The sequence below is a fragment of the Ruania alba genome, assembly GCF_900105765.1.
In the GTDB taxonomy this organism is placed as follows: domain Bacteria; phylum Actinomycetota; class Actinomycetes; order Actinomycetales; family Beutenbergiaceae; genus Ruania; species Ruania alba.
Window position 1 is genome coordinate 2045281 of the sequence record NZ_FNTX01000001.1, and the last position, 20889, is coordinate 2066169.

The following is a 20889-nucleotide window of genomic DNA, read 5'->3' on the forward strand; positions in this document are numbered from 1 at the left end:
CTCTTGCGGTCCGGATCCGGCCGTGGGGTGCACTAGCGTCGCACGATCGCCGATCTACGACGAAAAGGCACCCCACACCGGTCAGTAGGCTGGCGGCCCCGCCACCGTCGCTCGACAGGAGCTTGTTGTGCCCGCCTCGAAGCCCACGATCGTCGCCACCTCCGGAGGTTACCGCCCCGGGCACCGCACCCGGCTGGAGTTCGACGCGCTGGTGCACCATGCCGTCGAACGTTCCGGGGTGGCCGGGCGTGCACCGCGGCTGTCCTATGTGGGCACGGCGGGCGGTGACCAGGACTGGCGGATCGCCGCCATGTCCGAGGCGGGGCGCGTCGCGGGATACGACGTCACGCCGTTGCGGCTGTTCACCATGCCGAACGTGGAGGACATCGAGGCCACGCTGCTCACCCAGGACGTGGTCTGGGTGGACGGCGGCTCGGTGGCGAACCTGCTCGCCGTGTGGCGCGTGCACGGCCTGGACGAGATCGTCAGGCGCGTCTGGGAGTCCGGCGTGGTGCTCGCGGGGGTGAGCGCAGGCTCGATCTGCTGGTTCACCGGTGGGACCACCGACTCCTTCGGCCCCGAGCTGCGCCCCGTCACGAACGGGCTGGGACTGTTGCCCTACGCCAACGGCGTGCACTACGACAGTGAGGAACGCCGTCGGCCGCTCGTCCATGCCCTCGTGGCCGAGGGCACCCTCGGCGAGACTCACTGCACCGACGACGGCGTCGGCCTGGTCTACGAAGGCACCTCGCTCGTGGAGGCAGTCACGGAGCGACCCGGGAAGGGCGCCTACCGGGTGCTGCGGGACGCGACCGGGCAGGTGCAGGAGGAGCGCTGGGAACCGCGGGATCTGACCGCCCGCTGACGGGCCGAACTCCCCATCGCGACGCAACGGTCCGGACCTGCTCGGCCGCTAGGTTGGGAGCACGATGACTGATGCCCCGATCCGCCCCACCCGGCCGCACACTGCCACCCAGCTGCTGCTGGCGCGTGGCGGTGACCCGTTCGACCAGGCACGTTCGGCCGTGGACGAGGCGCGCCGCAGCGTCACCGAGCTGCTGGCGGTGCTGCCCACGCAGCAGCAGGGGCTCCGGGAGACCTTCACCCGGCTCGCCAGCGGCCTGTCACTGGCTGAGCAACGGTTGAGCGGTTGGCAGCTCAGCGAGGTCGAGTCCCGCACGCTGGCAATGCCCACCGTCACCTCCTGGGGTGAACCGACGATGGGGCCCGACGCTCCTGTCGGCAGCACACCGGCGGCTGAGAACCCCGACGACGAGCCGGTCTACGGCTTCCGTACGCTGCTGGGGCCGGCCGTCGGGCGGCTCGAAGCGGCCGCCTCGCGACTTCCGCCGGCGGGCACCTACCCCTCGGGTGGGATGCACCGGCTGATGCTGGCCGGTGAGGTGGCCGAGGCAGCCCGTGCCGCCGACCACATCACCTGCGTGTTCACCGCCGCTGTCTGGGACTTCGAGCGCCCCGCGATGCCGCTCAACCCGGCGGGCAGCGGCCGGATCGAACTGCGCTCGTCCGCCCGTGCCGCCCCGCAGCGGCGGTGGGCCCGTCGGGCGCGGGTGCTGTTCAGCTCCGGCCGGGTGCAGATCACCACCAGCGCAGGCGTGCGGGTGATCGGCGAGGAGGAACCGATCGCCTCCCTGATGCACGTGAGCCCGCCCACCCCGCGCGACGTGCTCGCCGGGTACGACCCCGCCGAGCGGTGGGCGCCGGTCCCCCTGTACGACGAGCTCGGCGTGATCCACTTCTGTTCCGAGTCCGGGTACAGCCTGGGCGCCGTCGCGGTGGCGGACTGGCTGACGCAACCGGAGTACCAGGTGGGCCAGTACCGGGCCACCGTGCCGGCCGCCGAGCAGCTCCGAGCGCGGGACCTGCTGGTGTGGGGCCTCGATACCGCCGGGTTTACCCAGGGCGCCGCTCTTCTCGGTGTGCCGATCCGGCGCGGCGTGATGCACCCACCCAGCGCAGGCCCGCTTCAGGCGCCGAGCGGCTGGCGCTCACGTGCTCAGCAGGCGATGATGCCGCAGGGAGGCGTGGCGCCACGCTCCCTCGCGTCACCGGGGGCGACCGGGTTCGACCCCGAACCGCTCATCGACCTGCTGCGGCCGGCGCCGCATCTGCAGGAGTACCGCGGCGGCGGCACCCGGCCAACGGTGGCGTACAAGCGCCGGGCGAAACGGCGGCGGTTCTGGCGCGGCGACACCGGGCCCGCGTCCCCGGCGAACTGGGTGCTCCGCGGCCCAGCAGCCTGGGCGATCGTGATCGGTGGCATCGGGAGCGCCTATCTGCTCGCCGAGACGTGGTTCATCCGCCTGTGCGTGCTGTGGGCGGTCGCGGCCGTGATCGAACCGTGGCTGTGGTGGTGCTACGAACTCCTCCGGGACCGGCGAGCGCGACGCCCGGCAGCGGTCTACCACCCCGGCAGGAGCTCGGGTCGTACGCGCGGGTTCGCACGCCGCACTGCGTTGCTGTATGACGGCAGCGATCTCGGCGTGCGCGGACCGGGCGGGCACGAGGCGTGGGTCGCTGGTCCGCACGACACCGAGCGAGGTGTGGTGGCCATGCGTCGCCTGATGGACGACGGCGGTCCGTGGGCAGTGGCGCTGGTGGATCGCACCGGGCGCTGGCGTGCTGTGCTGCCGTTCGACCACTGGGTCCCGTCCGACGATCTGACCAGCCTCGCCGGGTTCGCCGAGACGGCCGGGCTCACCGTGGGCGACACCTATGCCACGCGCGTGCTGCCCACTGACGATGTCTTCACGGACGCCTCACCGACGAGCCGGGCTCGCTCCACCGGTCCCGCCTCGCGTGGCCTGCTGATCCTCGGATTCTGGGCCGCGGTGACCACGCCGATCACCCTGGGTGGTTGGACGGTGGCGACCGCCGGGTTGCTCACGTTGCTCGCGCTCGCAGTGTTTCCCGTCCTGGCCCGGTCGTGGTGGCAGCGCCGGATGGCCCAGACCACCCGCTGACCGCGACCCGAGGGCCGTCACCGCGCGCAGGCGTCGTCGATCGCTGACCTAGAGCCCGGGACCCGGCTCGCCCTCGACGGTGGCCGGATCGCCGGACGGGGTCGCCACGTCAGCCGGTGCCTCGGCGTGGCTCACCGGATCCACGGCATCCACCTCCGCAGCGCTCGGCTCAGCCGTGTCCCCGGTGGGGGCTCCTGAGTCCGCGCTGTCCCCTTTCGGGGCATCGGGCTCACCGCCGTCCCCTGTTGGGTCGCCTGAGGAAGTCGTGTCCCCTGTCGGTGCTTCGGACTCGGGAGCGTCCGTCGGGGCCGATGCGCCCGCGCTGCTCGCATCACCGGCGTCGCTGTCACCCTCGGGGTGCTGCTCGTGCTCGTGCGCGTGAGCGGCCGCCGCAGCGATCGTGGCCAACGTGGCACGCACCTGCGCCTGCTTCTCCGGGTCCACCTCGGGCTCGGGCGTGGCCGGCTTGTCCTGCCGGTTCTTGCGACGGCGTCCGGAACGTCCGGAACCGTCCGAACCGTTGTCGGAGCCGGCTCCCTTGTCCTTGGACTCCACGGGGTCCGAGTGCACCAGGAAACCGCGGCCGTTGCAGTGCTCGCAGGTCTCGCTGAACGCCTCCACGAGGCCCTGGCCGACCCGCTTACGGGTCATCTGCACCAGGCCCAGCGAGGTCACCTCGGCCACCTGATGGCGAGTGCGATCCCGCCCCAGGCACTCCACCAGCCGCCGCATCACCAAGTCGCGGTTGGCTTCCAGCACCATGTCGATGAAGTCGACCACGATGATGCCGCCGATGTCGCGCAGCCGGAGCTGGCGCACGATCTCCTCGGCCGCCTCGAGGTTGTTCTTGGTGACCGTCTCCTCCAGCGTGCCGCCGGATCCGGTGAACTTGCCGGTGTTCACGTCCACCACGGTCATCGCTTCGGTACGGTCGATCACCAGCGACCCACCCGAGGGCAGGAACACCTTGCGGTCCATGCCCTTGGCGAGCTGCTCGTCGATCCGGTACGCGGCGAAGACGTCCTTGGACTCGGTCCACTGGCTGAGTCGCTCGGTCAGGTCGGGGGCGACGGTCTCCACGTACTCGGAGATGGTCTTCCAGGCGTCGTCTCCGGCCACCACGAGCTTCTTGAAGTCCTCGTTGAAGACGTCCCGCACCACGCGGGTGGAGAGCTCGGGCTCGCCCTTGAGCAGCACCGGGGCGTTGGTGGACTTGCGGTTCACCTTGGTCTGGATGTCGTCCCACTGCTTGGTGAGCCGCTCCACGTCACGACGCAGCGCGTCCTCGCTGGCGCCCTCGGCGGCGGTGCGCACGATCACGCCCTGCCCGTCCGGGACGATCTCCTTGAGCAGCTTCTTCAGGCGGTTGCGCTCGGTGTCCGGGAGCTTGCGGGAGATCCCGGTCATGGAACCCGAGGGCACCAGCACCAGGAAGCGACCTGCGAGGGTGACCTGCGCCGTCAGGCGGGCACCCTTGTGGCCGATCGGGTCCTTGGTGACCTGCACGAGCACGGAGTCGCCGGAGGAGAGCGCCTGCTCGATGCGGCGCGGCTGTCCTTCCAGACCAGCGGCGTCCCAGTTCACCTCGCCGGCATACAAGACGGCGTTGCGCCCCTTGCCGAGATCCACGAACGCCGCTTCCATGGAGGGCAGCACGTTCTGCACCCGGCCCAGATACACGTTGCCGACCATCGAGCTCTGCGTCTTGCGGGCCACGTAGTGCTCCACGAGCACGTCGTCCTCGAGCACGGCGATCTGAGTGCGCCCGTCGCGCTCACGCACCACCATCGACCGGTCCACGGACTCACGGCGGGCGAGGAACTCAGCCTCGGTGATGATGGAGCGGCGCCGGTTGGAGTCCCGGCCCTCGCGACGTCGCTGACGCTTGGCCTCCAGGCGGGTGGATCCCTTGAGCGCGGTCACCTCGTCCTTGGCCGAGCCGGAGTCGTCGCCACCCCTGGAACCACGGCTGCGACGCCGGCGCCGACGGCGGGAGGAACCGCTTCCGTCGCCGTCACCGGAGCCGTCCGCACCGTTCTCGGCGTCCGAGCCACCCGAGTTGTCCGAGTCCGAGCCCTTGCTGTCATCACCCGAAGGGCCCTCGCCCTCGGCGGAGTCCTGGTCCTGCCCGGAGTCGCCGTTCCCGCCGGTCTTGCGGCGGCCACGGCCACCACGCCGGCGACGGCGCTTCCCCCCTCCGGAGGAGCCGGAGCCGTCTGCCTCACCGGAGTCTGCAGTCTCGTCGGTGGACTGGTCGTCGGCCGAACCATCCTCGACCTGCTGCTCAGCGTCGGAGTCGGACTGGCGAGCACCCTTCTTACGGGAGCCTCCCTTGCCCTTCTTCTTCGTGGGCTTGGCGGAGGAGTCCGGCGTCTCGTCGTCGCCGGCCTCCTGCTCGCGAGGTGAGTCAGCGGTCTCGGTGGAGACGTCGGCGTCGGTGGACCGGCGGCGACGACGGCCGCGAGAGGTGTCCGGCGCCTGGAACAGCAGTGCGGTGGCGGGCAGGCGCGGCTCGTCGTCCTCGTTCTGCTCCGCGGCGTTCTGCTCGTCCTCGTCCTCGTCCTCGTCGTTCTCCACTGCCGCGTCGGCGGCCGGAGCCTCGTCGCGGGCGGGCACGTCCAGATCGAGCTGCGGGGCCGCGGTGGTGGCGGCGTCTTCCTCATCCTCGTCCCGCTGCACGCCGAAGGCGGCGAAGACATCGAGGGCGGGTGCCGGTTCAGGGGTACCGCCGCCGGAGACGGCGCGGCGTCCGCCGCGCTTGCGCGTAGGTGCCGGAGCCTGCTCGGCCGGGGCGTCGTCGGTCGCCGGCACCTCCGGCGTCGGAGCGCTCGCGGGAGCCGTATCGGGCGCGGCCTTCTCGGTGGGTGCCTCGTCGGTGCTCGCGGTCTCGGCGGGGGCCGGATCGGCGCTCTTCTTCGGCGCACGCTTGCGCGGGGCACGCTTCGGCTTCTCGGCGGCGGGCTCAGCAGGTGGCTCAGCGGCTTGCGGGGCAGGCTCACTCGTCGGCTCGGGCGCGGGCACCTCCTGCACGGGATCTGGCGACGTGGTCGGCGCGTCCGGCGTCATGGCCGGTGCGGTCGCGCGGCGGGAACGGCGCTTGCGCGGCTGCTCCACACCCTCGTGGTCGGTCGCGCTGGTGCTGATGTTCTGGTGTTCGTCTGACACGGGTAATTCCCCAGGCCGTCGGACACCAGCCATACCCACCTGATGTCCGAGGGCGGTTCGTCGGCCGCCTTCGGTGAAGCGAACCGTCAAAAAGTCCTTGGTGCTCGGGCCTCGCGATCTGCTCGCGTTGACCGTCTGCCAGTGCCATCACGCACCATGGGGGCACGTTCGCCGGGTGGTCGGTCCTGGGCCGCGCCCGCCACCTGAGGCGGCGCGTACTCCATGACCCCAACTACCTTTGCCGATGTCACCGGGCTCCCGGCAGGTATGGATCGAGCCGGTCACCACGAGGAGTATCGCACAGGAGAGGTCACCAGCGGGGGACGTCGCCACGAGGCGGACCTGCAGATCCGCGGTCGGCTGGGACCTTCGTCCCGGAGATCGGCGCCATGACGCGCCTACCGTGAGAAGCACACCCCACGGAAGGACGCACCCGCGTGGACACCCTCGATCTCGCTCGATGGCAGTTCGCCATCGTCACCGTCTACCACTTCATCTTCGTGCCGCTCACGATCGGTCTGGCACCGCTGGTGGCGATCATGCAGACGATGTGGGTGCGTACCGGCAACGAGTCGTGGCTGAAGCTCACGAAGTTCTTCGGCAAGCTGTTGCTGATCAACTTCGCACTCGGGGTGGTCACCGGGATCGTGCAGGAGTTCCAGTTCGGGATGAATTGGAGCGAGTACTCCCGATTCGTCGGAGACGTATTCGGCGCTCCATTGGCGATCGAGGGGCTGGCGGCCTTCTTCTTCGAGTCCACCTTCCTCGGTCTATGGATCTTCGGGTGGGACAAGCTGCCGAAGAAGGTGCACCTGGCCTGCATCTGGATCGTGGCCGTGGCCACGAACATCTCCGCCTACTTCATCCTGGCGGCGAACTCGTGGATGCAGCACCCGGTCGGCGCCGTCTACAACGAGAGCACCGGCCGGGCCGAGATGACCGACTTCGGCGCCGTCATGACCAACAACACGCTGCTCGCCGCCTACAGTCACACCGTCGCCTCAGCACTGCTGGTGGGCGGTACCTTCGTCGCCGGCGTGGCGGGCTGGTGGATCGTGAAGTCGGTCCGCGCCGGGGACCGGGAGACCGCCCGTACGATCTATCGCCCCGCAGCCATCCTGGGCATGGTCACGATCGTGATCGCCGGCGCCGGGGTCGCAGCCAGCGGTGACTGGCAGGCCAAGCTCATGTACGAGCAGCAGCCGATGAAAATGTCCGCCGCCGAGGCGCTCTGCGAGGGCGAGAACGGCGCCGCGTTCTCGATCCTGACCATCGGCGACCTGTCCAACTCCTGCGAAGGGGTCGATCACATCCTCACCGTGCCCGGCCTGACCAGTTTCCTCGGCACCGGCGACTTCGACGGCTACCTGCCCGGCGTGCAGGACCTGCAGACCGAGTACGAGGCCGCCTACGGCGAGGGCGTCGACTACCAGCCCAACCTGGCCCTCACCTACTGGTCCTTCCGGTTGATGATCGGATTCGCCGTGTTCAGCGGCCTACTGGCCGTCGCCGGCCTGTGGCTGCTACGCAGGGGGCGGGTCACCGAGAACCGCTGGTTCGCACGCCTGTGCCTGCTCGCCCTGCCGATGCCGTTCGTCGCGGCCTCCTTCGGGTGGATCTTCACCGAGACCGGCCGCCAGCCCTGGGTGGTGGTCCCGAACCCGGACCCGAACGGGGTGGATGCGATCCGGCTGCTCACTCAGGACGGAGTGTCCAGCTCTGTGGTGGCCGGCGAGGTGATCGCTGCGACCGTCACGTTCACCGTGCTCTACACCGTGCTCGCCGTGGTCTGGTTCACCCTGATGCGGCGCTACGCCTCGGCAGGGATTGCGGCCACCTCACCAGCGCTGGCGTCTGGCCCCGACAGGCCGGACAGTCCCGACGGCGGCGGGGACTCCTCCGACGACGCTCCCCTTTCCTTCGCCTACTGAGGTCACATCATGGATCTGCCGCAGCTCTGGTTCGTCATCGTCGCCTTCTTCTGGCTCGGCTACCTCGTGCTCGAGGGGTTCGACTTCGGCGTCGGGATGCTGATGCGCCCGTTGAGCCGCAACGACACCGACCGACGCCTGATCATCAACACCATCGGCCCCGTCTGGGACGGCAACGAGGTCTGGGTGATCGTGGCCGGCGCCGCCACCTTCGCCGCCTTCCCGGAGTGGTACGCCACGATGTTCTCCGGGTTCTACCTGCCGCTGCTGGTGATCCTCGCGGCGCTGATCATGCGCGGGGTGGCGTTCGAGTTCCGCGGCAAGATCAACGACGATACGTGGCGCGCCCGATGGGACTGGGCGATCACCCTCGGTTCCTGGATCCCGGCGATCATGTGGGGGCTCGCCTTCGCGAACCTGGTGCGCGGGGTGGAGCTGACGGCGGACCATCAGATGGTCTCCTCGCTCACCGACCTGCTCAGCCCCTACGCGCTGCTCGGCGCGGCCACCACCACGTTGCTTTTCGCCACCCACGGGGCGATCTTCCTGGCGTTGAAGACGGCCGGGGAGATGCGCGACCGCGCTGGGCGCCTGGCAGCGCTGCTGGCCGTGCCCACCACAGTGGTGGCCGGCGCCTTCGCCGTGTGGACCCAGCTCGCGCACTCGGCGCACGACTGGACCTGGGCGGCGGTGGTGATAGCCGCCGTCGGGCTGGTCGTGGTGTTGGTGGCGACCCGAGCGCGCCGGGAGGGCTGGGCGTTCGGGGCCAGCGCGCTGGTGATCGCGGCGGCGGTGGTGCTGATCTTCGGCACCCTGTTCCCGAACGTGATGCCCGCGATCAACGACCCGGCGAACTCGCTGACCATCGCGAACGCCTCCTCCACCGACTACACACTGACGATCATGACCTGGGTGTCGGCATTCCTGACCCCGCTGATCATCGGGTACCAGGGCTGGACGTACTGGGTGTTCCGCAAGCGGCTCACCGCTGAGGTGATACCGCCGCATGCGGGCCTGCCGGCCCGTGCCGGTGCGGACGGCGAATGAGACCGTTCGATCCGCGGCTGGTGGGCCGGGCACGTGCCGCCCGGGTCTACCTGCTGCTTACCGTGGTGCTGACCGCGGCGACCACGGCATGCGTGCTGGGCACGGCGGTGCTGCTGGCCGGCGCGCTGGCACCGGTGATCACCGGCACGGCCACGCTGGGCGAGGTGCGCGGGGAGATCGCCGGGGCCGCGGCGCTCTTCGTGCTGCGGGCTCTGCTGGCGGGGGCGACCGAACGGTTCGCGCACCGGTCGGCCACCCGGGTGATCGCCGAGCTGCGCGCCCAAGTGCTCGACCGGGCGGTGGCCCTCGGTCCGCGGTGGCTGGCTGCACGCGGCACGGCCACGGCCACCACGCTGACCCGGGGTCTGGACGCGTTGGAGCCGTACTTCGTCCGGTATCTGCCGCAGCTGCTGCTCGCCGCGGTGCTCACGCCCGCGGTGCTGGTGCTGATGGCCACCCTGGACCTGCTGGCCGCGCTGACGGTGGTGGGACTGCTGCCGGTGATCCCGCTGTTCATGTGGTTGATCGGGCGGGTCACCCAGTCCTACGCTCAGCGGCGGCTCGCCGAGCAGGAACGACTGGGCGCCCAGCTGCTGGACCTGCTGGCCGGGCTGCCGACGCTGCAGGCGTTCGGCCGCGCGATCGGGCCGGTTGCTCGGGTGCGTGAGCTGGCTCAGGCGTCCCGACGCAGCACGATGGCCACGCTGCGGGTGGCGTTCCTGTCCGCAGCCGTGCTGGAGTTGTTCGCGAGCCTGATCGTGGCGGCGGTGGCGGTCGGGGTGGGGCTGCGGCTGGTGTTCGGCGACGTCGGGCTCGAGGCCGGGCTGGCGGTGCTGATCCTCGCGCCGGAAGCACTGCTGCCGATCCGTCAGGTGGGGGTGCACTTCCACGCCTCGGCGGACGGGCTCGCTGCGGCGGAGCGGGTGCACGCGGTGCTGGACGAGCCGTTGCCCGCGGCTGGGACACAGGCGGCGCCGGCACGGGTGACGGCGGTGAGCTGGCAGGACGTGGGCGTGCGGGCCGACGATCGCGGGCACCTCGCACCCGACGGGCTCACCGGAACAGCCCGCGCGGGGCAGGTGACCGCTCTGCACGGGCCGAACGGTGCGGGGAAGTCGACGGCGGTCCTCGCCCTGCTCGGTGCGCTCGCCCTGGACCGGGGCGAGGTGCTGGTGCACGCCCCCGACGGCGTCCGTCGCCTGGACGAGATCGCACCGGAGCAGTGGTGGTCCCGGGTGTCCTGGGTGCCGCAGCGGCCGGTGCTGGAGCCAGGAACCCTGGCCGAGTATCTCGGGCAGGACGTGGCGATGAATGAAACAGCCGAGGCCGCCTCAGCGAGCGGAACGCAGCTCGCCCGGGCGGCCCGGGCCACCGGGCTCGATAGCGTGGTCTCCGGGCTGCCCGGCGGGTGGCACACCAGGATCGGGCAGGGCGGCGTCGGTCTCTCGCTCGGTCAGCGGCAGCGCCTGGCGCTCACCCGGGCGCTGCTCTCCGATGCGCCGGTGCTGGTGCTGGACGAGCCGACGGCGCACCTGGACGGAGTCGCGGAGGCGGAGTTGCTCCAGGTGCTGCGGGGTGCGGCAACTGAGGGCCGGGTGGTGATCGTGGTGGCGCACCGGGAAACGCTGCTCGCCGCGTGCGACGCGGTGATCGAGGTGCGTGGGGACGCGCAGCTCGAGGCACGGGCGGAGGCCCTCTCATGACCGCCCGGGGCGGGGATCCGGTCGCATCGGTGCCCTCGAACGGCCCCACCACCGCCCGGGGCGGAGACCTGATCGCACCGGCCACTTCCGGCGACCCCACCACCGCCCGGGGCCGACTTCTGGCCGACCTGCGGCAGGTGCGTGCGGTGCTGCCGCTGCTCGGCGTGGACAGGCGTCGGACCATGCTGGCGATCGCGTGGGGATCCCTGACGCTCTCGGCTGCCGTGGGTCTGGCCGCGGTGTCAGCGTGGCTGATCGCCCGGGCGAGCCAGATGCCGCACGTGCTGGACCTCACCGTCGCGGTGGTGACGGTGCGGGCGCTGGGGATCTCCCGGGGCGTCTTCCGCTACCTCGACCGGATCACCTCCCACGACGTGGCGCTGCGCGGGGTCGCGACGCTGCGCGAACGGCTCTACACCGCACTCGCCTCGGGTCGGGCGGAGGCGGTGCTGGGGCTACGCCGCGGCGACCTGCTGAGCAGGCTCGGTGCGGATGCGGACGCGATCGGGGACGTGGTGGTGCGCGCCCTGGTACCCGCCGCCGTGGCGGCCGTGGTGAGCACGGGATCGGTGCTGCTCGTGGGCGCTTTCTCCCCCGCCGCCGGTGCCGTGCTCGCGCTCTGCCTGCTGGTCAGCGGAGTGGGTGCCCCGATGCTGGCCGCGAAGGCCACGCGCGCCGCCGAGGTGGCGCTCACTGAGGACCGAGCGGAACTCTCTGCCGCCGTCACCACCGTGCTGGACGGGGCCACCGAGCTGCGGGTGAACGGTGGGATCGCCGCGGCCACAGGGCACGTGGCCGCGGTGGAGGAGCGGTTGCGTCGTGGGCGGGACCGGGCGGCGGGGCCAGCGGCCGCGGCACACGCGCTGGTGCTGCTCGCCACCGGGGTCGCGACCGTGGCGGCGCTGCTGATCGGGATCGGTGCCACCGCCGGCGGTTCACTGGCCCCGGTGGAGCTCGCGGTGGTGGTGCTGACTCCGCTGGCCGCTTTCGAGGCGAGCGCGGCGCTCCCGGCGGCGGCGGTGCAGCTGACCCGATCCGCCGCCGCGGCCCGGCGCGTCCGCGCTCTCCTCGATGCCGCCAGACCGGCCGGCTCCTCGCCCGCGGACTGGCCATCGGTGCGCGCGAGGTGCCACTCGTCGTCGGGACCGGGGCAACCGGAGCGACGATCGCCGGCACCTACCGGCCGTGCCGTGCCGCACGCCGGGGTGGTGGCTCAGAACCTGGCGTGCGGATGGGACGGTCGGACCGTGGTCACCGGCATCGACCTCCACCTGGAGCCCGGCCGTGCCGTGGTGGTGGCCGGGCCGAGCGGTGCCGGGAAGACGACACTGGCACTCACGCTCGCCGGCCTGATCCCTCCGGTGGTCGGCACGCTCGACATCACCGGTGGCGCACCTACCGAGGTGGTGACCTTCACCGCCGAGGACGCGCACCTGTTCGAGACCACCGTGCTGGAGAACCTACGGGTGGCCCGTGGGGACGTGAGTAGTGCGGAGGCCGAGGACGCCCTCGCCCGGGTGGGCCTGAGCACCCTGGTGAGCCGGCTCCCGCACGGGCTGGACACCATCGTGGGTGCACCGACCCTCTCGGGTGGGGAACGCCGTCGGCTGCTGCTGGCCCGAGCCCTGCTCAGCCCGGCTCCCCTGCTCATCCTGGACGAACCCACCGAGCACCTCGACCCGGCCACCGCCGCAGCCCTGATGACCGACATCCTCACCCTAGGCCGGGACCGCGGCGTCCTGGTGATCACCCACCAGCACACCGGGTGCGAGGCGGCGGATCAGGTGATCCGGATCGACGGATCCCGCACACTGGTGTCATGACGAGCCGCCCAGGGAACGGGATGCTGAACGCCGTGCTCTCGGTGACCTCACACCTGGAGCTGCACGAGGTGCTGCGCAACGTGGTGGAGGCGGCAGCCGATCTCACCGGGGCGCCCTACGCCGCGATCGGGGTGCTGGACGCCGCCGGCGAGGTGGAAACGCACCTGGAGACCGGCGATGCCCCGGACGTGCGCGCCCTGCTCACCCACCCGCACGGAGTCGAGGTGCTGGAGGCGATTGGGCCCGAACCGTTGCTCCTCGAGGACCTGATCGACCACCCGCGGTTCGCCGACCTTCCGCCCGGGCACCCACGCACCGCCCGCTTCCTGGGGGTACAGGTGCGGGTGCGAGACCACACCTACGGTCGGCTCTACCTGGCCGGCAAAGCCGAACCGTTCACCGACGACGATGCCGACCAGGTGCGACTCCTCGCAGCCGCGGCGGGCATCGCTGTGCAGAACGCACGCCTCTACGCGGCGGCGCGCACCCGGGAACGGTGGCTCGCCGTCGGGCAGGAGATCACCACCACCCTGCTCTCCGGAACAGACATCGAGGAGGCGCTCGGGCTGATCGCGGCGCGGGTGCGGCAGGTCGCGCACGCCGACACGGCCGTGATCGTGCTCCCCGGACTGGGTGAGGACTGGGTGATCGAGTTCGCCGACGGCGACCCGGTGGGTGATCTGGTCGGCATCGTGATGCCGCCGACCGGGCGTGCCATGACCGTGCTCCGGGACGGCCACGGGATCATCGTGGACTCCTTCGCCCGGGCCCGGAACCTGCGTGTGCCGCAGTTCGGCAGGTACGGGCCGTCGCTGTACGCGCCGCTGATGGCCGGTGAGAACGGTATCGGTGTGCTGATCCTGCTACGGCGCACCGGTGCGCCCGAGTTCACCGAGAACGAGTTGACCATCGCCGAGTCGATCGCCCGGCAGGCCGCTCTGGCGATCACGCTCTCGGAGTCGCGGCAGGCGCAGGACCTCGCTGCCTTACTCTCGGAGCGCAGCCGCATCGCGCGGGACCTGCACGACCTGGCGATCCAGCACCTGTTCGCCACCGGGCTGCGGCTCGGGCAGGCCCAGCAGCGGTTCCTCGAGCCGGGCGGCGGGGTGGAGGAGGCGGTGGCCGGTGATCTGGAAGCGGCCCTGGACGGGGTGGACAGCGCGGTCGGGCAGATCCGGCGGATCGTGCATGCACTACGCACCGACGCGGAGAACGCACCGGTGACCGAGCGGGTGAACCGGGAGGTAGCACTCGCGCGATCCGACCTGGGCCTGGCGGTGGCGCTCTCGTTCGACGAGGCGACCGCGGCCGCTCTGCAGGCGAGGGAGGACCTGGCCGACGACGTCATGGCTGTGGTTCGAGAAGGGTTCGCCAATGCGGCCCGGCATGCCCGCGCCGAGCACGTGCAGGTGGCCCTGGTCGCCGACGACGGCCAGTTCACCATCACGATCACCGACGACGGTGTGGGGCCCGACCCGGCCACCGACCGTCGCTCCGGGCTGGCGAACCTCGCCGGACGAGCCCGCCGCCACGGCGGACGGTGCACGCTGACCACCGTCGGGTCTGGCCAGACCGGCGCGGGCGGGGCTGGCAGGGCCGGCGGCGCCGTCCTCACCTGGACCGCCGACCTCCCCTGAGGTGCGCTCCCACTCGACGGGAATGCGTCGAGCCGCGGGCCATGGGCACTCAGCTCGACGTATTCCCGTCGATCGAGTCCCCCGGTGAATCCGGCGGGCCGGCCGTCAGACCTCGAGCAGCACGAGGACGTCGGTCGGGTCGAGGGTGAGCGGCTCACCGGCCCGGACCGCGGCACCGGTGAGCAGGTCCGTGGCGTCGACGTGCGCAGGCACCTGCACCTCCCGGTCGCCGTGGTGCAGCAAGAAGTGCACCCGCTCCGTCCGGCCGCCCGTCTGCCGCTCCCGCACTGCGTGCTCCAGGTCCACCACGTCGGCGTACGGGCCGACGAGCCCGTGCCGGCCGAACACCTGGAGCAGCACGGCGCGCAGCCCGGTCGCTTCCAGCCCGGCACCGATGTACCAGGCGTGCCCCTTCCCTACGGTGTTCCGGGTGACGGCCGGAGTCCCGGCATAGAAGTCGGCTCCGTAGGTGCCGATCGTCTCCGCGCCGGTGGGTACGATCAGTTCCATCACCAGGCTCGCGTCAGAGTCCACCGGCCCTGCCTCAAGATCCATCGTGACCGGGTTCGTCTCCCCCGGCTCGGCGGAGTCGATCTCCTCCACCCGGATCCCGAACGTGGGTGCCAACGGGCCGGGCGCGTCCATCAGGTAGGCGTTCGTGGACTCGTCCACCCGGCCCGCCCAGAACGACGTGAGCACCGTGCCGCCTCGTTCGGCGACCGCGTGCAGGCGCTCGGCGATGTCCCCCTTGAGAAGGTGCAGCTGCGGGGCGAGCACCACGTCGTAGCCGGTGAGGTCCGCCGTCATCGGCACCACGTCCGCCTGAGCGCCTGCCTGCCAGACGGCGTCGTAGTAGCCGAGCACGGTGGCGAGGTAGCTCACGTGGCGGTTGAACCCGTCGGTGATCTCGGTGGCCCACCAGTTGTCCCAGTCGACGATCAGCGCCACCTTCGCCGGGGTGCGCGCCCCGATCACCGCATCGCCCAGCTGCTCGAGCTCTTCGCCCAACCGGGCCACCTCCCGGAACGGGCGGGAGTCGGTGCGGCCGGCGTGGTCGAGCACTGCACCGTGGTACTTCTCGCACGCCCCTCGGGCGGCACGCATCTGGAAGTACAGCATCGCATCCGCCCCGTGGGCGATCCCCTGCCAGGACCACAGGCCCAGCACGCCGGGGCGCTTGACCGGGTTCACATCCCGGCTGGCGGTGATGGTGGGCGTCTGTTCCATCACCCAGAACGGTTCACCGTCCTTGAGCCCGCGCATCAGGTCGTGCGTGAACGCCATCCGCACATGCTTGTCCCGCCCGGGCGGGTAGTTGTCCCAGGTGGCGAAGTCGAGATGCTCGCTCCACCGGTGGTAGTCGATCGGGCGGAACGTGCCCATGAAGTTCGTGGTGACCGGGGTGCCGGAGTCGTGGGCACGGATCCGTTCCTTCTCGTCACGGAAGTTGCGCAACAGCGCCTCGGACATGAACCGCCGGAAGTCGAGAGTGTGGCCCTGGAACGCCGTGTGGTTCGGGCCTCGCCAGTGCTCGCTGAGCGCGCTCGGCACCTCGATCTGATCCCAGGCGGTGTACCGGTGCGACCAGAACGTGGTGTTCCACGCCTCGTTCAACGCCTCCAGGGAGCCGTACCGCTCCGCCAACCACTCCCGGTAGCCGGCGGCGCAGTTCTCGCAGTAGCAGGAACCGTCCGGTCCTCCGTACTCGTTGCCCACGTGCCAGGCCACCAGCCCGGGCGTGCCGGCGTATCGCTCGGCGATCCGGTCCGCGAGCGCCGTGGCCAGGCGCCGGAACGCCGGCGAGCTCGGGCAGTGGTTGTGCCGCTGACCGTACACGTGCCGGCGTCCCTCGAAGTCGGTGCGGTTCGCGTCCGGATAGTTCTTCCCCAGCCAGGGCGGCATGGCGCCGGTTGCCGTGGCGAGCACGATCTGCCTGTCCTCGGCCACGGCGCGCTGCACCGCGGCGTCCAGCGCGGTGAAGTCGTAGGTCTCTTCGTCCGGCTGCAGCAGTGACCACGTGAAGACGCCCAGGGTGAGGGTGTCGATCCGGGCCAGCTCGAAGGCCGCGTAGTCGGCGTCCCAGACCTCGGCCGGCCACTGCTCGGGGTTGTAGTCGCCGCCGTAGAGGACCTTCGAGGTGCGAGGGGCAGACATGAAACTCCTACTCGTCGGGGCATCGAGTGCGGCCGATCTCGCTCATATCTCACCAAGTGAGCGAGATGCTGCGCACTCGCGTCAGGGGGTGGTGGGAGGTGAGGGGGTGGCGGGTGGGTCGTCGGTGGGGAGGGTGAAGTCGCGTTCGATGCGCGCGATCAGGGGGATGTCGATGCGCCACAGGGCGAGGGCGAGCATCCCGCCCGCGAGCACCAGGGGTCCGTCGCCCGCCTGCCAGAGAAGCCCGACGGCGCAGATCACCACGGCCAGGACGCCCACCGTGACCAGGGGCATCCGGAACACATGGTGCACGGCGAGCCGAACGGCGTCGCGGGTCCGGAACGAGAAGCACGTGGCGATCACCAGGGCCTGCACACCGCTGAGCAGCACGCCCATCCCGATCACGGCAAGCACGCCCACGTAGGCAGTGGGGACGCCGGTGGCGCCGATGTTCGCAGCAGAGGTGGCGATCACTGCCAGGACGGCCAGCATCGGCACCCACACCCGCAGTACGTCACCGAAACCGGCGCCGTAACCGCGTCGGAACGCACGCCACGGCTGGGGCGCCCCGCCGTCGGGAGCATCGCCACGCGCCCGCGTCCGCCACGCGAACAGCGTGGCCGAGAACGCCGGGCCCACCGGCACCAGGGCGAGCGCGAGCGCCCAGGCCGACCGTCCGCCGTCGAGCAGGGCCAGCAGCACCAGACCCGGTGCGCTGGCCAGGGCGCACAGCACGGTGAGCGTGAGCGCCCAGTGGATCCAGGTGGTGGTGCGCCCGAGCACACCCCGGCCCGGTTCCCCGGGTAGGGGTGTGCTCGTCGATGCCATCAAGGTCATTCTGCAGCGGCGCCGTTCACGAGCTCGACATAGTCGTTCATGCCCGCGCCCTCCAGCTCGGCCACATAGGCGTCCCACTCCTCCATCGGGCGCTGGCCGAGGATGAAGGCGGCGGTGTTCTGCATCACGATGTCCTCCAGCGCTGACTGTTGCAGGGAGGCCTGCTCACGGTCCAACTCGTCCATCAGAATCGCCGGCCCCGGGTCCGCCACCTCCTTGGCGTTCATCGCTGCCCGGAACTCGATCACCTCGGGCCGCAGCATGGAGTCGAGCAGGTCCTGCGTGGTTCCGTGGGCGAGCATCCAGACACCGTTGTGATAGCCGTAGTCGGTGTTCAACGCCTCCGGGGCTCCCGGGTTGAGGCCGTTGATGTCGATGTTCTCGTCGAGCGTGCGGGTGCCGTCGTCGGCCACGGTGTAGGTCTCACCCTCGGTGCCCCACTTGGCGAACTCGAGACCCTCGTCGGAGTAGTACAGCCAGTCGATGTACTGCAGCATCGCCACGAAGCTCTCCGACTCAGCGGCACTGGCGGAGAAGGTGATCCCGGACTCGAACCGGCCCCCGGTGGAGGAGTCCATCCGGTTCCCGGCCGGGCCGGCCGGCACCACGATCTGACGCAGCTCGGCGCCCTCGACCCCGGCGTCCTCCAGGGCGGTGCGGTAGCCGAGGATCTCCTGGTCGTTGGAGCCGATCGCAGCGGACTGACCGTTGACGAGCTTGGCCTTGGCGGCGTCATCGTCCTGGGTGAGCGACTCGGGGTCGAGCAGGCCCCGGTCCACCAGGTCGGCGAAGTAGCCGACCAGGTCGCGGTACCCGTCCTGGGCGCCGGTGTACTCGTACTCGCTGCCGTTCCAGGTGACGCCGTCACCGTAGCCCCAGCCGGCCTCGGTGCCGAAGTTGCCGGCGGCGGCCTGCAGGGTGGCCTCCATCGGCCCGTTCATGGACCACCGGTCCGAATAGGGGTACTCGATCTCCGGGTAGGTGTCGGCGATCGTCTCGAGCTGGTCGGCGAACTCCTCCCAGGTCTCGGGGTCCTCGGTCAGACCCGCGCCTTCCCAGAGGTCCTGGCGGATGGCGATCGTGTAGGTGGGCTTGGGGTTCTCCAGCAGACCGGGCAGCACATAGAAGTCGCCGTCCGCCTGTCGGGTTCGGTCGAGGTCCTCGGTGAGTCCCCACTCCTCGACCTTCGCGGTGAAGTTGGGCATGTACTCGAGGTAGTCCGAGATCGGCAGCAGGGTGCCGCTGGCCACGAACTGCTCGGCGTCGGCCACATAGGTGGAGGGGACGATGTCCGGGGCATCACCGGCAGCCAGCAGCAGGTTGCGCCGGTCGTTCCAGTCCGAGAGCGGCACGTTGACCATGTCGAAGGAGACGTTGTGGTTCTCCTCCAGCTGCTGCAGGATCGGCCAGTCCTCCTGGAACGGGTAGTTCGGGTGATCCCGGTAGAGCATGCTGAAGGTGACGGGTTCGGTGGCCACGAACTCCGTGCCCACCTCGTAGTCCTCCATGGCGCCGACCATCCCCAGCTCGTCCGGAGCAGGGGCGTCACCGCCTCCTCCGCCGAGACTGTCGGTCGAGCACGCGGCCAGGGTGAGGCTGCCGGCCAGCAGGCCGGCGATCGCGGCACCGGTACGGGTTCTTCTCATGGTATTTCTCCTCGCAAACTTCCTCGTTCGAGGTCAGGGGTCGGTGGATGGAACGTGGCGGCGCGCTCAACCCTTGACGGAGCCGAGCATCACGCCGGAGACGAAGTAGCGCTGGATGAAGGGGTACACGCACACGATCGGCAGCACAGTGAGCACCATGGTCACGGCCTGCACGTTCGAGGCGATCTGGGCGCTGTCGGCGCCCAGGGATTCGGTACTGGTGGCGGCTGCCAACAGGTTCCGTAGATAGACGGTCACCGGATACAGGTCGGATCTGTCCATGTACAGGAAGGCCTGGAACCAGTTGTTCCAGAACGAGACGGCGTAGAAGAGCACCATCGTGGCGATCACCGCCTTGCTCAGTGGCAGCACGATGCGGCCGAAGATGCCGTAGGTGGTGAGGCCATCGATGGCGGCCGCTTCTTCGAGGTCCTTGGGGAAGTTCTCGAAAAAGGACTTCATGATCAGCAGGTTGAAGATGCTGATCGCGTTCGGCAGCACGATCGCCCAGATGGTGTTCTTGAACCCGAGGGAGTTGATCAGCAGGTAGTTGGGGATCAGCCCACCGTTGAAGAACATCGTGAACACCGCCAGGCCGATGAAGAACGTCCGGCCCTTGAGGTGGGTGCGCGAGAGCGCGTAGGCGAAGGTGGTGGTCAGGGCCATCGCGATCAGGGTGGCCACCACGGTGTAGACCACGGTGTTGCGATAGTTCAACCAGAACATCGGGTCGCTCATCACGGCTGTGAACGTGGTGGTGTTGAACCCGCGCGGGAAGATGTTCACCTGCCCGGCCACGATGTAGCCCTCGGAGCTGAACGCCTTCGCCACCAGGTTCACGAAGGGGTACAGGGTGAGCGCCACGATGAGCACCAGGGCGCTGGTGTTGATCACCTGGAACACGCGGTAGCCGCGGCTCTCGACGATCCCGGCAGACCGTACGCGCGTCAGGTCAGGGGTGGGCGGGTTCGTGGTCACCATAGGGAGTTCCCGGAGATTCGACGCGAGAGGGCGTTCGCGGAGAGCACCAGGGTGACCCCGATGAGTGCCTCGAACAGGCCGATCGCAGTGGAGTAGGAGTAGCTGCCCGAGCCGATGCCCACCCGGTACAGGTAGGTGGCGATGACGTCCGCCGTCGGGTACAGCAGCGGGTTGTACAGCAGCAGGATCTTCTCGAAGCCCACTGCCATGAACTGGCCGATGTTCAGGATGAGCAGCACCATCATGGTGGGCCGGATCCCGGTCAGAGTGATGTGCCAGGTCTGCCGCCAGCGGTTGGCTCCGTCGATCCGGGCGGCCTCGTAGAGCTGGTCGTCGATGGTGGTCAGCGCGGCGAGGTAGAGGATGGTCCCCCACCCCACGGTCTGCCAGATCTCCGAGCCCACGTAGATCGTGCGGAACCAGTCCGGGTCCTGCATGAACGAGATCTGCTCGCCGCCGAGAGCGGAGATGAGCTGGTTGATCGATCCGTTCAGGGAGGTGAGCTGCAGCACCATCCCGGCCACGATCACGATCGACATGAAGTGCGGCAGGTACGTCATCGTCTGCACGAACCGTTTGAACAGTCGGGTCCGCACCTCGTTCAGCATCAGCGCGAGGATGATCGGCAGTGGGAAGACGATCGCCAGGGTGAGGCCGCCGATGATCAGTGTGTTCGTGAAGACCCGCCAGAACGTGGGGTCCTGGATGAACATCTCCACGTAGTGCAGGCCGACCCACTCGTCGCCGAAGATGGACCCGCCGGGGCGGAATCGGCGGAAGGCGATGATGTTGCCCGCCATCGGCACGTACTTGAAGATCGCGAGGAACACCACCGGCAGCACCAGGAAGGTGTAGAGGCGCCAGTCCCGGCGCAGCGCCTGCCGCCAGGTGGTGTGTCCGGCCCGACGGCGTCCGCTCGCCCGGTCCGGGGGCGGCGCCACCTGTGGCGGGTCGCCCGGTTTAGTCGCCACACTCATCTGG

At 70.1% G+C, this 20889-nt stretch carries 13 protein-coding genes; 7 read left to right on the plus strand and 6 right to left on the minus strand.

Features of this window, described 5'->3' with window-relative positions:
• Window positions 1-127: 127 nt before the first annotated feature.
• Window positions 128-865, plus strand: coding sequence for a Type 1 glutamine amidotransferase-like domain-containing protein (locus tag BLU77_RS09415; protein ID WP_089772691.1), 738 nt, complete (start codon window positions 128-130; stop codon window positions 863-865).
• Window positions 866-929: 64 nt separating this feature from the next.
• Complete coding sequence (locus tag BLU77_RS09420) at window positions 930-2984, plus strand: hypothetical protein (RefSeq protein WP_089772692.1); 2055 nt, start codon at window positions 930-932, stop codon at window positions 2982-2984.
• A 48-nt stretch (window positions 2985-3032) separates the two neighbouring features.
• On the opposite strand, the gene BLU77_RS09425 is transcribed toward BLU77_RS09420, so the two are convergent.
• Window positions 3033-6149 (minus strand): Rne/Rng family ribonuclease, encoded by a 3117-nt coding sequence (locus tag BLU77_RS09425; protein WP_425441214.1) that lies wholly within the window; start codon window positions 6147-6149, stop codon window positions 3033-3035.
• A gap of 437 nt (window positions 6150-6586) precedes the next feature.
• Between BLU77_RS09425 and BLU77_RS09430 the strand changes: the two genes are divergently transcribed.
• From BLU77_RS09430 to BLU77_RS09450, 5 genes are read left to right on the plus strand one after another with little or no spacing between them, the layout of a single operon-like run.
• Entirely contained in the window at window positions 6587-8080 is a 1494-nt protein-coding gene (locus BLU77_RS09430; protein ID WP_089772693.1) for a cytochrome ubiquinol oxidase subunit I, read from the plus strand.
• Window positions 8081-8089: 9 nt separating this feature from the next.
• The gene (gene cydB, locus BLU77_RS09435) at window positions 8090-9127 is read left to right on the plus strand and encodes a cytochrome d ubiquinol oxidase subunit II (RefSeq protein ID WP_089772694.1); all 1038 of its coding nucleotides are present in this window, start codon (window positions 8090-8092) and stop codon (window positions 9125-9127) included.
• A complete protein-coding gene (cydD, locus tag BLU77_RS09440; protein WP_089772695.1) occupies window positions 9124-10830 on the plus strand; it encodes a thiol reductant ABC exporter subunit CydD in 1707 nt (568 codons plus the stop codon). Before cydB ends, cydD begins: the two co-directional genes overlap by 4 nt.
• The gene (cydC, locus tag BLU77_RS09445) at window positions 10827-12653 is read left to right on the plus strand and encodes a thiol reductant ABC exporter subunit CydC (RefSeq protein ID WP_089772696.1); all 1827 of its coding nucleotides are present in this window, start codon (window positions 10827-10829) and stop codon (window positions 12651-12653) included. Before cydD ends, cydC begins: the two co-directional genes overlap by 4 nt.
• On the plus strand, window positions 12650-14290 hold the full coding sequence (locus tag BLU77_RS09450) for a GAF domain-containing sensor histidine kinase (protein ID WP_089772697.1): 1641 nt from the start codon (window positions 12650-12652) through the stop codon (window positions 14288-14290). Before cydC ends, BLU77_RS09450 begins: the two co-directional genes overlap by 4 nt.
• A 105-nt stretch (window positions 14291-14395) precedes the next feature.
• Here the strand turns inward: BLU77_RS09450 and BLU77_RS09455 are convergent, their stop codons facing one another.
• The 5 genes from BLU77_RS09455 to BLU77_RS09475 all read right to left on the minus strand — a co-directional run bounded on the left by BLU77_RS09455 (window position 14396) and on the right by BLU77_RS09475 (window position 20885).
• Window positions 14396-16444 (minus strand): beta-galactosidase, encoded by a 2049-nt coding sequence (locus tag BLU77_RS09455; RefSeq protein WP_089772698.1) that lies wholly within the window; start codon window positions 16442-16444, stop codon window positions 14396-14398.
• Between the two features lie 81 nt (window positions 16445-16525).
• Window positions 16526-17272, minus strand: coding sequence for a glycosyltransferase (locus tag BLU77_RS09460; protein ID WP_139177704.1), 747 nt, complete (start codon window positions 17270-17272; stop codon window positions 16526-16528).
• Window positions 17273-17277: 5 nt separating this feature from the next.
• Entirely contained in the window at window positions 17278-18927 is a 1650-nt protein-coding gene (locus BLU77_RS09465; protein WP_089772700.1) for an ABC transporter substrate-binding protein, read from the minus strand.
• A 66-nt stretch (window positions 18928-18993) separates the two neighbouring features.
• Window positions 18994-19908 carry a carbohydrate ABC transporter permease gene (locus BLU77_RS09470; RefSeq protein WP_089772701.1) on the minus strand — a complete coding sequence of 305 codons (915 nt, stop codon included), beginning with the start codon at window positions 19906-19908 and terminating at the stop codon, window positions 18994-18996.
• Window positions 19902-20885, minus strand: coding sequence for an ABC transporter permease (locus BLU77_RS09475; RefSeq protein ID WP_089772702.1), 984 nt, complete (start codon window positions 20883-20885; stop codon window positions 19902-19904). Before BLU77_RS09475 ends, BLU77_RS09470 begins: the two co-directional genes overlap by 7 nt.
• Window positions 20886-20889 lie beyond the last annotated feature (4 nt).

Excerpts from the sequence above, each read along its gene's own strand:
- BLU77_RS09420 (WP_089772692.1), top strand. The coding sequence starts at position 930 with ATGACTGATGCCCCGATCCGCCCCACCCGGCCGCACACTGCCACCCAG.
- cydB (WP_089772694.1), top strand. The coding sequence starts at position 8,090 with ATGGATCTGCCGCAGCTCTGGTTCGTCATCGTCGCCTTCTTCTGGCTC.
- cydD (WP_089772695.1), top strand. The coding sequence starts at position 9,124 with ATGAGACCGTTCGATCCGCGGCTGGTGGGCCGGGCACGTGCCGCCCGG.
- cydC (WP_089772696.1), top strand. The coding sequence starts at position 10,827 with ATGACCGCCCGGGGCGGGGATCCGGTCGCATCGGTGCCCTCGAACGGC.
- BLU77_RS09450 (WP_089772697.1), top strand. The coding sequence starts at position 12,650 with ATGACGAGCCGCCCAGGGAACGGGATGCTGAACGCCGTGCTCTCGGTG.
- BLU77_RS09455 (WP_089772698.1), bottom strand. The coding sequence starts at position 16,444 with ATGTCTGCCCCTCGCACCTCGAAGGTCCTCTACGGCGGCGACTACAAC.
- BLU77_RS09460 (WP_139177704.1), bottom strand. The coding sequence starts at position 17,272 with ATGGCATCGACGAGCACACCCCTACCCGGGGAACCGGGCCGGGGTGTG.
- BLU77_RS09465 (WP_089772700.1), bottom strand. The coding sequence starts at position 18,927 with ATGAGAAGAACCCGTACCGGTGCCGCGATCGCCGGCCTGCTGGCCGGC.
- BLU77_RS09470 (WP_089772701.1), bottom strand. The coding sequence starts at position 19,908 with ATGGTGACCACGAACCCGCCCACCCCTGACCTGACGCGCGTACGGTCT.
- BLU77_RS09475 (WP_089772702.1), bottom strand. The coding sequence starts at position 20,885 with ATGAGTGTGGCGACTAAACCGGGCGACCCGCCACAGGTGGCGCCGCCC.